The 13,443-nt window shown below is 35.3% G+C and carries 14 protein-coding genes; 10 read left to right on the forward strand and 4 right to left on the reverse strand.

All coding sequences use genetic code 11. The features are described 5' to 3' along the window. The first annotated feature begins 83 nt into the window (after window positions 1-83). From atpG to B5X55_RS09205, 8 genes are all read left to right on the forward strand, one after another. Window positions 84-944, forward strand: a complete 861-nt coding sequence (atpG, locus tag B5X55_RS09170) for an ATP synthase F1 subunit gamma (RefSeq protein WP_079512327.1) — start codon at window positions 84-86, stop codon at window positions 942-944. 130 nt (window positions 945-1,074) lie between these two features. Then, entirely contained in the window at window positions 1,075-2,295 is a 1,221-nt protein-coding gene (locus tag B5X55_RS09175; RefSeq protein ID WP_079512328.1) for a TCR/Tet family MFS transporter, read from the forward strand. Between the two features lie 146 nt (window positions 2,296-2,441). Next, window positions 2,442-3,902 (forward strand): lipopolysaccharide biosynthesis protein, encoded by a 1,461-nt coding sequence (locus B5X55_RS09180; RefSeq protein WP_079512329.1) that lies wholly within the window; start codon window positions 2,442-2,444, stop codon window positions 3,900-3,902. Next, entirely contained in the window at window positions 3,899-4,333 is a 435-nt protein-coding gene (dut, locus tag B5X55_RS09185) for a dUTP diphosphatase (RefSeq protein WP_079512330.1), read from the forward strand. The genes B5X55_RS09180 and dut overlap by 4 nt, the downstream gene beginning before the upstream one ends. Before the next feature lie 35 nt (window positions 4,334-4,368). Further along, entirely contained in the window at window positions 4,369-5,310 is a 942-nt protein-coding gene (locus B5X55_RS09190; RefSeq protein ID WP_079512331.1) for a tetratricopeptide repeat protein, read from the forward strand. Continuing rightward, the gene (locus B5X55_RS09195) at window positions 5,311-6,096 is read left to right on the forward strand and encodes a lipoprotein insertase outer membrane protein LolB1 (protein ID WP_079512332.1); all 786 of its coding nucleotides are present in this window, start codon (window positions 5,311-5,313) and stop codon (window positions 6,094-6,096) included. Between the two features lie 4 nt (window positions 6,097-6,100). Beyond that, the gene (locus tag B5X55_RS09200; RefSeq protein WP_079512333.1) at window positions 6,101-7,324 is read left to right on the forward strand and encodes a murein hydrolase activator EnvC family protein; all 1,224 of its coding nucleotides are present in this window, start codon (window positions 6,101-6,103) and stop codon (window positions 7,322-7,324) included. Window positions 7,325-7,335: 11 nt separating this feature from the next. After that, window positions 7,336-8,181: an aldo/keto reductase gene (locus B5X55_RS09205; RefSeq protein WP_079512334.1), complete on the forward strand. Its 846-nt coding sequence runs from the start codon at window positions 7,336-7,338 to the stop codon at window positions 8,179-8,181. Here the strand turns inward: B5X55_RS09205 and B5X55_RS09210 are convergent. Both B5X55_RS09210 and B5X55_RS09215 read right to left on the reverse strand, forming a co-directional pair. Beyond that, window positions 8,171-8,686 (reverse strand): acyl-CoA thioesterase, encoded by a 516-nt coding sequence (locus B5X55_RS09210; protein WP_079512335.1) that lies wholly within the window; start codon window positions 8,684-8,686, stop codon window positions 8,171-8,173. The genes B5X55_RS09205 and B5X55_RS09210 overlap by 11 nt on opposite strands. 58 nt (window positions 8,687-8,744) lie before the next feature. Next, the gene (locus tag B5X55_RS09215; RefSeq protein ID WP_234999701.1) at window positions 8,745-9,740 is read right to left on the reverse strand and encodes an HU domain-containing protein; all 996 of its coding nucleotides are present in this window, start codon (window positions 9,738-9,740) and stop codon (window positions 8,745-8,747) included. Between the two features lie 59 nt (window positions 9,741-9,799). Here B5X55_RS09215 and dprA point away from each other — a divergent pair, with 59 nt between their 5' ends. Further along, window positions 9,800-10,918 carry a DNA-processing protein DprA gene (dprA, locus tag B5X55_RS09220; RefSeq protein WP_079512337.1) on the forward strand — a complete coding sequence of 373 codons (1,119 nt, stop codon included), beginning with the start codon at window positions 9,800-9,802 and terminating at the stop codon, window positions 10,916-10,918. Window positions 10,919-11,108: 190 nt separating this feature from the next. Here the strand turns inward: dprA and trpS are convergent, their stop codons facing one another. After that, window positions 11,109-12,077 carry a tryptophan--tRNA ligase gene (gene trpS / locus B5X55_RS09225; RefSeq protein ID WP_079512338.1) on the reverse strand — a complete coding sequence of 323 codons (969 nt, stop codon included), beginning with the start codon at window positions 12,075-12,077 and terminating at the stop codon, window positions 11,109-11,111. 71 nt (window positions 12,078-12,148) lie between these two features. Here trpS and B5X55_RS09230 point away from each other — a divergent pair, with 71 nt between their 5' ends. Beyond that, a complete protein-coding gene (locus tag B5X55_RS09230; RefSeq protein WP_079512339.1) occupies window positions 12,149-12,889 on the forward strand; it encodes a lysophospholipid acyltransferase family protein in 741 nt (246 codons plus the stop codon). Here the strand turns inward: B5X55_RS09230 and B5X55_RS09235 are convergent. Continuing rightward, a complete protein-coding gene (locus tag B5X55_RS09235) occupies window positions 12,886-13,440 on the reverse strand; it encodes a hypothetical protein (protein WP_079512340.1) in 555 nt (184 codons plus the stop codon). The genes B5X55_RS09230 and B5X55_RS09235 overlap by 4 nt on opposite strands. Window positions 13,441-13,443 lie beyond the last annotated feature (3 nt).

Consider the following 13,443-nt stretch of genomic DNA (forward strand, 5'->3'; position numbering starts at 1 on the left):
TAGTACTGAGTAAAAAGTACAAAGTGTTTTGCTTAACAATGTTGAACGATATGCTTTGTACTTATTACTAAATACGCTAAAGTATGGCTAACTTAAAGGAAATACGGAATAGGATTTCATCGGTTTCATCAACGATGCAGATTACCAGTGCTATGAAAATGGTTTCTGCTGCTAAATTGAAGAAGGCACAAGACGCTATTACGGCAATGAGACCTTATGCCGATAAACTAACCGAATTACTTCAAAATTTAAGCGCTAGTTTAGAAGGGGATTCAGGTAGTGTATATGCCGATAATCGTATTGTAAAAAAGGTTTTGATTGTTTCCATAACTTCAAATAGAGGTCTTTGTGGTGCTTTCAATACTAATATTTTAAAGCAATCGGTTAATCTTGCCGAAAATGTACATGCCGGTAAAGAAGTAGATTTTATTGCTGTTGGAAAAAAGGCAAATGACTTTTTAGGGAAACGTTTTAATGTTATTGCTAACCACAGTGGCGTTTATGATGACTTGACGTTTGACAATGTAGCTGAGATAGCAGAAAGTTTAATGCTGCTTTTTACAAACGGAGCTTATGACCGTATTGAAATTGTATATAACAAATTCAAAAATGCGGCTACTCAAATTGTAATGACAGAGCAGTTTTTACCTATCGTTCCATTGGAAGTTGAAGGTAATGTGAGTGCAGATTATACATTCGAGCCTTCTAAGATTGAAATTATTGAGCAGTTGATTCCTAAATCTTTAAAGACACAATTATATAAAGGTATTAGAGATTCGTTTGCTAGTGAACACGGAGCTCGTATGACAGCGATGCATAAGGCAACTGATAACGCGACTGAAATGCGTGATCAATTGAAATTAACATATAACAAAGCAAGACAAGCCTCAATTACTAATGAAATCTTAGAAATTGTAGGTGGCGCAGAAGCACTAAATAATTAAGAGTCATTGCTGGTATAGTAAAGCAAATTTTTTATTATAAAATATACTCATATGTAAAACCTCACTTTAATGTGGGGTTTTATTTTTTAATGGGTTTTAAAACCTTTTTTATCCGACTTTTGCCTTGACCATGAAATCAAAAAAGACAGCCTTACTTTTTATCTTTATTACTATTCTAGTTGATGTAATCGGCATCGGCATAATTCTTCCCATAATTCCTGATTTGATTATGGAATTGACAGGAGAAGGAAATCACATGGCAATCATCTATGGCATGTGGCTTACGACAGCTTTTGCAGGAATGCAATTTTTATTTTCACCAGTTCTTGGAGAAATTTCTGATAAATTTGGTAGACGCCCCATATTACTTCTAGCGCTTTTTGGTTTGAGCATTGACTATATGATTCATGCTTGGGCCCCAACGATAGCTTGGCTATTTTTAGGAAGATTTTTGGCAGGTATTACTGGGGCAAGTTTTACGGTTGCCTCTGCGTACATTGCAGATGTAAGTACTAAGGAAAATAAGGCGAAAAATTTCGGATTAATTGGAGCCGCTTTTGGTGTTGGGTTTATTATAGGCCCTGGTATTGGTGGATTTTTCGGAGAAATCGATATTAGATTGCCTTTTTATATAGCAGCAGGACTAACATTTGCCAACTTTTTATTCGGTTATTTCTTTGTTCCAGAATCTTTGGCTCCAGAAAACAGAAGGCAAATCAATTATATAAAAATGATTCCTGGCGTTTCTTTAGTGGCGTTACGTAATTATAAAGGACTCTTATTACTAATCTCTGCTTTCTTTTTGGCCAATCTTGCAGGCCAAGCTTTGCCTTCTACATGGTCATATTATGGTATAGAGCGTTACGACTGGAATCCTAGGCAAATCGGTATATCTTTAATGGTCGTTGGTTTGCTCGTTGCTATAGTGCAAGGTTTTTTGGTAGGGGTATTGGTAAAAAAGTTTGGCAAACGAAAAATTATTATTTACGGTTTTTTACTTTGGACAGTTGGTATGTTTTTATTCTCATTCGCAAAAGAACCTTGGATGCTTTATGCTTTCTTGATTCCTTATGCACTTGGTGGAATCGCTGGCCCTACAGTACAAGGTGTAATTTCGAACCAAGTTTCTGAAAAGGAACAAGGAATTTTACAAGGCTCCATTACCGGACTTGTCAGTGTTACAGCAATTTTGGGGCAACTTATTTTCTCACCCGTATTTTACTATTTTATACGTCCTGAGGGCACCATATATTTCCCGGGCGCCCCATATGCCTTGGCGGCCTTATTCTTATTAGCAGCCTTTATTTTAGCTTTTACTGCTATAAAACGAATGAATGTTGAGCCAGAATGATAGTATTATCCCAAGATTTAGGGTCTCTGAAGTATTAAAAAGTAAATTAAGGGTGAATACTAATTTTCAATAATAACTATACTTACAAAAACTAACTTTGTAAACAGGGTTTTAATAGGTACATTTATTGCTTCAATTTAAGGTGTTTGAATCCACTCAAAAAACTTTTTAAACAAACTGCAATCTATGGCTTGGCAACTGTCTTGCCAAGGATGATTTCATTCCTTTTGGTTCCTATCTATACCGATGTAATGGCTCCTGGTAAATATGGTGAAATCACTCTTATTTTTTCGTGGTTCGCTATCTTTAATGTGTTTTTGGCATATGGCATGGAAACTGCATTTTTTAGGTTTTATAAAGAAGCAGATAACCGTAAGAAAGTAGTAAGTACATCATTGCTTTCTATAATGGGTTCAACGATACTATTGGTCCTAATAGGTATCCTTTTTAAGGAAAAGCTATCGATTGCTTTAAATATCGACTTACCTTTCATGAACTACGTGCTTGGAATATTGGCATTAGACGCTCTTGCTATTATACCATTTGCATGGTTAAGAGCAAACGAAAAGCCTATGCGTTATGCTATTGTGAAAATATTAAATGTTTCACTCAATTTAGGGTTCACTTTATTTTTCTTAATTCTGTTACCCAAAATGGCAGATGGAACTTCAACCGGATTTCTAAACTCTATTTATAAGCCTGATTATGAAATACCATACATACTAATTTCTACCTTAATTGCAAGTGGTGTTACCTTATTATTAATGATTAGGGTTTATATACGTCGACCATATGTATTCGACACTGTTTTGTGGAAGCGAATGGTAAGGTATGCAATGCCGGTTATGGTTGCGGGAATAGCTTTCACGATTAATGAGGTATTTGACCGTTACTTGTTATCAGAATTATTACCAGTAGATATAGCAAAAAGTGAAATGGGTAAGTATTCAGCCTGTTATAAGCTAGCGTTGTTCATGACTTTATTTGCTACCGCTTTTCGAATGGGAATTGAACCATTTTTCTTTAGTCATTCTGATACTAAAAATCCACAAAAAGCTTATGCTCAGATTACCAACTACTTTGTGGTTTTGGGGAGCATAATTTTAGTTGCGGTAGTTGTTTTCTCCGATGTGCTTAAACAATTTTTAGTATTAAACGAGGCTTATTGGGAGGCTATGCCAATTGTGCCTTTAATTGTTTTGGCAAGTTTTTTCTTGGGAATATATCATAACCTATCAGTTTGGTACAAGGTTACCGATAAAACGATTTATGGTGCTTATATATCTCTGATTGGTGCGGTGGTTACTATAGTTATTAATTTTGTTTTCATTCCTTATTTTGGTTATATGGCATCAGCTGTAGCAACAGTTTCTGCCTATGGAACTATGATGATGTTGTCATTTTATTTTGGACGCATGTATTATCCTATTCCTTATAACTTTAGAAAAATTAGCTTTTATTTAGTAGTGTCTATCTTATTTTCCATCCTTTCATTTTACATTTTTGATAGAAATCTTTTTGTAGGCATACCACTGTTATTGTTGTTCTTGGGCTTAGTTTATAAACTTGAGTTTGAGAACCTTAAAAAATTATATTTAAATAGATGAACATAAAAATAATCAACAAGTCGAATCACGAGTTGCCTAATTATGAAACTAGCGCATCTGCTGGTATGGACTTGAGAGCAAATCTTTCAGAATCCATAACACTTCAGCCCTTGGATAGAAAAATTATACCTACTGGTCTTTTTTTGGAACTTCCTATTGGTATTGAGGCTCAAGTGAGACCAAGAAGCGGGCTTGCAGCTAAAAAAGGAGTTACAGTACTTAACGCTCCTGGCACGATTGATGCTGATTACCGTGGTGAAGTAGGGGTCATTTTGGTCAATTTATCTAACGAACCTTTTACTATTGAAAATGGCGAACGAATTGCTCAAATGGTGATAGCTCAACATGAGCGTGCAGAATGGAGCCTTGTAGATTCGTTATCGGAAACAGCAAGGGGCGAAGGTGGTTTTGGAAGTACTGGTGTCAAATAAGTTATTTACACAATATTATATGCTCAAGGGTTAGTATGAAAAAATTGTTCTTTTTGGTGATTGGAATTAGTGGATTTTTTTCACTGACGACAATCTATGCCCAAGAAGAACGAGACATAGAAGTTGAACAAAGTGCTGAAGTCTTTTTAGAAGAGTATTCCGATGCTTTTCAAGAGAATTTTTTCGAGGGATTAAAGCAAATGGGAATTAGAAATTATGACAGGGCGATAACTTACTTTTTAGAATGTAAAAGGTTACAACCTCAAAATACGGTGGTCGCGTTTGAATTGGCAAAATTTCACCTTTATGACAAACAATTTGAAGTTGCACAAGAATATGCGCTGGAGGCTGTGCAAGGTGAACCAGAAAATTACTGGTACGCAGAAACATTAATTAATATAGTTGAAGCTAGAAAATCAGTTTTAGAAGATATCAAAGATGAATTACCCTTTAATAATTCTGAGTTGAAAAGTAATATAGCAGAGATTTATTTTTTAAAGGGAGATTATGTAACTGCTCAATCTATTTTAAAAAAATTAAAAGCAACAAAAGGGAACGAGCGATTAAATCAACGAATAAATGATTCGCTCGAAATACAAAAAGAAAAGATTACCTCAGTAGGGGTGTCAAGCAAGAAGGTTTCTAGTGAAGAATTGAATAGTGTAGAGGAATACAAGTCGACAATAAATGAGTTGCTAAAGACTAACCTTGATGCGGATAAATTATTATTTACCTCAGAAGAGGCTATGGAACGTTTTCCTTCACAGCCATTTTTTTATTATGCGAACGGCACTGCCTTAAACCGTTCACAAAAACATAACGATGCTATAGAAATTTTGGAAACCTCTTTAGATTATTTGATTGACGATATAGTGTTGGAAAATAAAATTTATAAAGAATTGGCTTTTGCGTTTACCGCAATCAACAATACGACAAAGGCAAATATGTACCTTAGTAAAATAAAACCTGGTTTTTAGATGATGAAGTTTTTGAGAGGGATTACTATAAAGCATACATTGTTGATGGCATCAATAGTGATAATGGCTTCTTGTAAAAGTACAAAGGTCGTTACGGGAGGAACTGTTGATGAGAAATTATCGGCTAAATCTGTGATAAAGGCGCATTATCAAAATCAGGCTAATTTTAAAACATTGAATGGTAAGGTGAGAGTAAGTTATTCTGATGGAGAATCTTCACAAAATGTTTCGGTCAGTATACGAATGGAAAAAGACAAGGCCATTTGGATGAGCGCCCCTTTGGGTATCGTTAAAGCTTATATTACACCCGACCGTGTTTCGTTTTACAATAAATTACAAAATGAATACTTTGATGGAGATTTTTCATATTTAAGTGATTTATTAGGGACAGAAGTTGATTTTTCTATTTTACAGAATCTTTTAACGGGCCAAGCTATTGTAGATTTAAGGCTAGAAAAATACGGGATTGATATTTCAGAAGACTCATATCGATTAACTCCTAAATTACCAGGAGCCCTTTATAAAACCTTATTCAGAATTGAGCCTAAAAATTATAAAATTGCTTTACAGCAACTTTCACAACCTTTACAGAAAAGGTTGTTAGAGATATCTTATGAGAATTATCAAATCTTAGATAAAGAGATACTGCCAAATGAAATTATAATTAGGGCAATTTCTAAAGACAGTGAGAATAATATAGCCCTAGAATTCAGGAACATTGAATTAAATGGCGCAGTTAATTTTCCGTATTCCATACCAAAAGGTTTTAAAGAAATAGAGCTATAATCACATGCAGTTAAAACTACAACATGGCCTTTTATTTTTGTTGTTGGTCACTACTATGGCGTGTTTTGGTCAAACTAGCGAGCAAAAAGCTTTAGAGGAAAAACGTGAACAACTACAATCTGAGATTAGAAATATTAACCGTTTACTTTTTGCTGAGAAGAAAGAAAAAGGAAATGTTTTAGATCAAATGGAAGCACTGGATAAGAAAATTACGGTGCGTCAACAATTAATACGTGTTACCAATCAACAATCTAATTTGTTGAACCGTCAAATCAGCACAAATATTAGGAATATAGGAAAGCTAAAATCTGAATTACAAGAAATTAAGGATGAATATGCCAAGATGATTCAGAAATCATATCAAAATAAGTCTAAGCAAAATAGATTAATGTTTTTGTTGTCTTCTGAAAGCTTTTTTCAGGGTTTTAAGAGGCTTCAATATATGAAGCAATATACTGACTACAGAAAAGAGCAAGGAGCTCAGATAATGGCTAAAACTGAGGAATTATCTCGCTTAAACTCTGACCTAAACGAAGAGCGAAAAGTAAAAGAGGTATTACTCGCTCAAAATAAGAAAGCAAAGGATCAATTATTCGCTGAAATACAAACACAAAAAGCATTGTTAGGTACAATTCGCAAAAACGAAACTAAATATACTAGCGCAATTGATGCCAAAAGAAAAGAGGCTCGAAAGATAGATCAACAAATAGAACGATTAATTAGAAGTGCTATCGCGGCATCTAATAAAAAATCAGGAAGCACTACCAAAAATTCAAGCAAGTTTGTTTTAACCCCTGAGGCTACTATTATTGCAAATAATTTTTCCGCCAACAAAGGAAAATTAATTTGGCCTGTTGAAAAGGGTATAAAAAGCCAAGGTTTTGGTGTATATAGCGATCCGGTTTACCCCGGCATAAAGCACCAAAGTAATGGCGTAATAATCGCAACGGATGAAGGCTCTAAAGCACGGGCTATTTTCGAAGGTGAGGTTATTGCAATTTTGGCTGTTCCGGGCGGCAATAAAGGTGTTCAGATTAAGCATGGTAATTTTATAAGCACCTACTATAACCTTTCGGATTTATACGTTAAAAAGGGTGATAAAGTTTCTAGTAAAGAGGAACTTGGGACTATTTATACCAATCGGAATAATGGTCAAACACGGCTTAAATTTTACCTATATCAAGATATCTCTCGTTTAAACCCTGAGGAATGGGTGTATAGATTATAACTAATATAAGCATGAAGAATAAACCGGTGATTACAGATATTCAAGGAAGCTTTACATTGCATAATGGGGTGCAAATGCCTTATTTAGGATTAGGCACTTACCAATCTGATAATGATCAAGAAGTTGTAGATGCTATAAAAGGCGCAATAGATATAGGGTATAGGCATATTGATACTGCAGCTGCATATAAAAATGAACAAGGTGTTGGTAAAGGCATAAAAGAAAGTGGCATAGACCGAAAGGAAATTTTTGTTGTCAGTAAGGTTTGGAATGATAATCAAGGTTATGAATCAACACTAAAAGCATTTGATGAAAGCTTAAATCGGTTAGGTTTAGAATATTTGGATTTGTATTTGATTCATTGGCCAGTGTCCGGTAAATACAAAGAAACTTGGAAGGCCCTTGAGTACTTATATGCGCAGAAGAAGATTAGGGCAATAGGAGTTAGTAATTTTTTAAAGCATCATTTAGAGGATCTAATGAAGGATTGCACCATTGTGCCAATGGTTAATCAAATGGAATTTCATCCGCTATTGGTGCAACAAAATTTAGTAGATTTTTGTAATGAGAATTCTATTCAATACGAATCTTGGTCACCCTTTATGCAAGGCAAGGTCTTTGCATTGCATATTTGTAATGACTTGGCCAAAAAACACAGAAAATCTGTAGCGCAGATTATTTTACGTTGGAATTTGCAAAAAGGGGTGATTGCCATTCCTAAATCTGTTCATATCGACCGTATTACATCTAATGCAGATATTTTCGATTTTGAATTATCTGAAGAAGATATCAACTTTTTGGATAGTTTGGAAAATGGTCAGCGAAGCGGTCCTGATCCTGATAATTTTAACTTTTAGTAAATAAGGCCTTCAATTCAGTTGCATTATCGGGCTTCATTTTACCGGCCAAAACTAGACTCAATTGTTTTCTTCTAAGCGCGCCATCAAAACGGGTTATTTCTAATTCTGTTTCAGGAACCAGTTCTGGAACTTCAGTTGGTTTACCAGTTTCGTCAACAGCAACAAAGGTAAAAATAGCTTCATTTGCCTTAGTACGCTTACCATTATAACGATCTTCTATCCAAACATCGATATATACCTCCATAGAGGTGTTATAAGCTCTAGATACGGCTGCTTCAACAGTTACAACACTACCTAAGGGAATAGCAAGGTTAAAGGCTACGTGGTTAACAGACGCCGTAACTGTAATTCTACGGCTGTGTCTGCCGGCAGCAATACTAGCAGCGCGATCCATACGAGCCAATAGTTCGCCACCGAATAAGTTTTGAAGTGCGTTGGTCTCACTTGGGAGTACCATGTCGGTCATTGTGGTTCTAGATGCTGCAGGTGTTTTTGCTTCCATTAATGAAATTTTCCGCAAAGATACGGGCAAGAATGGTAGTTATAAAATGTGTAAAGGTTTATTTTTTAGATAATAACCAAGCGTCAGGTGACTGAGTCTGCTTAATTTTCCTTAATGCTTTTAATGCATCCGACGAATTGGCGTAGCTTTCATAGGTAACCATGTGTAGTCCGTAAGCATTGGTGCCGAAGTAACCAGCGTTAAAACCACTGGCTTTTAGTTGCTCTATCTTTCTATCAGCATTTGCTTTTACTCTAAATGCACCGGCAACAATATAATGCATTTCACCTTCTGCAATAGTTGGTGATAATGTGGTTGATGCTTCAACAGTTACGGTTGGTAGCTCTAAAGGAGAAAGGTCGAAAAAAGTGGCTTCTTGAATTTGCTTAGTTACATATTCTTTAGCGTCATTTTCGGCAACTTGATTATTAGCTTGTTGTCTTTGGTATGCACGATACCCCGTTACGCCCGTTGAAAAGGCAAGCAACAAAATTGCAGCGTATTTTAAATAAGGCCTAAATCCTTTATTTTCTCTACGCTCCGGACTTATAACGAACGGTGTTTTTTCTTCGATTTCAACTATTTCCTTTTTTAAAACCTCTCTAGTAATAGGAATGGAATTAAAGTTAGAAAGACCGAAAGATGATGTCAAGTAGTTTGGTTCAGAAGCTGGTTGAAATAATATCTTATCCTCATTATTTCTTGATAATGAACCAATATTCTTAAGGTTTAAAGACGTTTCTTGTGTTAAGATATTTTGCCAAACCTTAACTTGCTCCTCTATAGAAGATAATGCGGATTCAAAAGTAATTTTCTCTGATTCTGACACATAAGATACAAGCAAACCATCGTTGGAGATGAGCAGTTTGTTAAACGCGATAGATTTATTTGGTGCACTGAACGTATTCGTGACTTGATTAATTCTAGCCGAATTTTTTTGGGTAAGGAATGCTCCAAAACCAGGAACAACAACACAGTTGTACCTGTATAGTAAATCGCTTATGTAGTGTTCTAAAACCATTGTTACGCAAATATGAAAAAAATATGGGGGCATAAAAACCTCTTTCGTAACTTTTTATTAACATATTTTTTTCTCTAATTTGTGAATAATTAATGAAAACTACACAACACACTGCTGATGAACTCATTGCAATACTTCGGTTGCAACACGTACCAAACATTGGCGATATTTTGGCGAAGAAATTAATTTCGCACTGCGGAAGTCCATCTGCAATTTTTAAGGATAACCAGCGAAATCTTCTAAAAATTGAGGGTATTGGTACACATACCATTAGGCATTTATTTGAAACGGAGCATTTAGAAGCGGCTGAGAAAGAGTATGATTATATCATTAAAAACGACATCAGCTGTACTTATTTTAAAGATGCATCCTATCCTAACTACCTAAAACATTGCATTGATGGCCCTATACTATTATTTCAAAAGGGGAATATTGATTTAGACAATCGAAAAATTATAAGCGTTGTAGGTACTCGAAATATAACAAGCTATGGCATGGCTTTTTGCGAACAGTTTATATCAGACTTGGCGCCATTGAACCCTATTATTATTAGTGGATTTGCTTACGGAGTAGATATATGTATTCAGAAGGAAGCTGTAAAACAAGGACTTCAAACAATAGGATGCCTTGCCCATGGTTTAAATCAGATTTATCCAAAGGTTCATGCCAAATATCAGGCAGATGTTTTAAGAAATGGCGGATTTTACACCGAATTTTGGAGTACTAGTAATCCGGAACGCGAGAATTTTTTGAAGCGGAATCGGATTATAGCTGGCGTTAGTGAAGCAACTGTGGTTGTTGAATCTGCAGAAAAAGGTGGAAGTTTAGTAACAGCAGACATTGCCAATAGTTATAATCGAGATGTTTTTGCAGTACCGGGTAGAACAACAGATAAGTATAGTTTGGGCTGTAATAACTTAATTAAGCAACAAAAGGCACATGTAATGACTTCTGCAGCTGATTTAATTTATTTGCTAGATTGGGATATAGAGCAGAAACCAAGTAAGAATATTCAAAAGCAACTATTTATAGAATTAAATGAAACCGAGCAGGGCATTTATACCTATTTACAAAATAATGGGAAGCAGTTGCTAGATGCTATTGCACTTGAATGTAAGATTCCAATTTATAAAGCTTCTTCCACTTTATTGAATATGGAAATGAATGGAGTTATTAGACCTTTGCCAGGTAAACTATTCGAGGCGATTTAGATTTTTACAAACTACTTGGTTTGTTTTTAATGGGGTGCCATAACAATTACAGTCACTTTACTTAAACAACGATTTATTTACACACTAAATCGAATGAAATAAAGAAAAGGCAAGGATTTAAAAACATAAAACCGACCACTAGGTCGGTTTTATGTTTTTAAGCATATTTTAAAAAGGAAACTTATTTTCCTTAGTATCCTAACTTTTCACGAACACGTTCTAATACACCATCGGCAACTTTTTTGGCTTTTTCAGCACCTAAAGACAATGCGTCATCTATTTCGTTTAAGTTGTTTATATAGTAATTGAACTTTTCACGTGGCTCTTCAAACTTATTTACGATAACTTCATAAAGGGCTTGTTTGGCATGACCGTAACCATAATTCCCAGCCAAGTAATTGGCGCTCATTTCCTCTATTTGGGGTTGCGATGCTAATATTTTATAAAGGGCAAATACATTATCGGTAGAAGGGTCTTTTGGGTCTTCCATGGGTATACTATCCGTTTGTATGCCCATAATCTGCTTACGTAATTGCTTATCCGTTTGAAAAAGACTGATTAGATTTCCTTTACTCTTACTCATTTTTGCACCATCGGTGCCAGGTATGTACATGGTTTCTTCTTGAACTTTTCCCTCAGGCAATACAAATGTTTCGCCTAATTGAGCATGGAAACGAGATGCAACATCACGAGCCATCTCTATATGTTGCATTTGGTCTTTCCCAACAGGAACAATATTGGCGTCATACAACAATATATCTGCAGCCATTAACATAGGGTACGTAAATAAGCCTGCATTTACGTCTTCTAATCTATCAGATTTGTCCTTAAACGAGTGGGCAAGTGTTAAACGTTGATAGGGAAAAAAACAGCTCAAATACCAAGAAAGTTCAGTTACTTGTGGAACATCACTTTGTCTATAAAAAACAGTTTTTTCAATGTCAAGACCAAATGCCAGCCAAGTTGCTGCTGTAGCATAAGTGTTTTGTCTCAGTTCAGCCCCGTTTTTTATTTGAGTAAGGGAGTGCATATCCGCAATGAATAAAAAAGATTCATTTTTCGGATTTTGCGCCATTTCTATCGCAGGTATAATCGCTCCTAGAATATTTCCTAAATGAGGGGTTCCGGTGCTTTGTATGCCAGTTAAAATTCTTGCCATTTGCTTTATTTCTATGAAAGCAAAGGTAAAACAAATACAAAAAAACTAACCTAAATAACTACTTTTGATTTATGCTTAAAGTCGTTAGACAAACCGGTCAAACACTATACCGTATTTGGTTTCATGTTTTAGTGGCCGTACCTATTCTAATATTTTTTCCATTTTTAGTCATATTTGCGTCAAGGGAAAAGTGGTATCCACAATTTTTTTGGATGGCGCGAAACCTTTGGGCGAAACCCATTCTATATGGTATGTTCTGTTGGCCAAGTGTTAAGTACGAACAGCAATTAGTTAAAGGTAGCAGTTATATGCTTGTAGCAAACCATACTAGTATGTTAGACATTATGCTAATGCTGGTGGTTAGTAGAAATCCGTTTGTATTTGTGGGTAAGAAAGAATTGGTGAATATACCTTTATTTGGGTTCTTTTATAAACGCGTATGTATAATGGTAGATCGAGATGATGCACAAAGTAGAACCGGTGTGTATAGAAGGGCTCAAAAACGTTTGCAACAGGGGTCGAGTATTTGTATTTTCCCAGAAGGAGGTGTGCCGGAAGAGCACGTCTTACTCGATAATTTTAAGGATGGAGCTTTTAAAATGGCTATTGCACATGAAATACCAGTAGTGCCCATGACTTTTTATGACAACAAAAAAAGGTTCTCGTTTACTTTCTTCAGTGGTGGTCCAGGAAAGTGTAGGGCAAAAGTACATCGGTTTATACAAACAAAATCATTAAAATCAGACGATACAATCAGCCTACGTAAAAGTGTTAGGGTGACTATCTTGAATGATTTAATTAAAAATGGTTAGAATCTATACCCTAAGTTGATTCCACCTTTACCGATAATGGTAAAATCCCTATCATTTTTAAAAAGATTACGACCAATACCTAAATCTATTTCTACCACAAATCCTCTTTTGGTCAAAAGCTTTACACCTGTGCCAATACCAAGAGCAAAATCTATTATATCTTCCTCATAACCACCGCCGTAATAATAGCTATCTGTCGCAGGATCATATGAATTGTCATAAGTATAATCATTGACGGAATTTAGCATTCCAAAAGCCTCAACAAAAAATCCTGAAGCATATTTTTTGCCAAAATATTGGCGATAATAAGGAGAAACGTAATAGTTTACATCTAAATTTTCATCATCAAAAGCAACAAGTATATCTACTCCAATGCCAGACTCATCATTAATTAAATATTGATAATCTAATTCAACAGCGCCTAGAATTAAGAAGAGTCCATTAATTTTCAATTCATTCCTATCTTCTATAGGGCTAATAGGCGCCTCATTGTCTTGAGAAAAAATAGAAATACTCAATAGACAAAAACAGATTAAAAGATTTTTTTTCATTAT

The organism is Maribacter arcticus (assembly GCF_900167935.1).
In the GTDB taxonomy this organism is placed as follows: Bacteria; Bacteroidota; Bacteroidia; order Flavobacteriales; family Flavobacteriaceae; genus Maribacter; species Maribacter arcticus.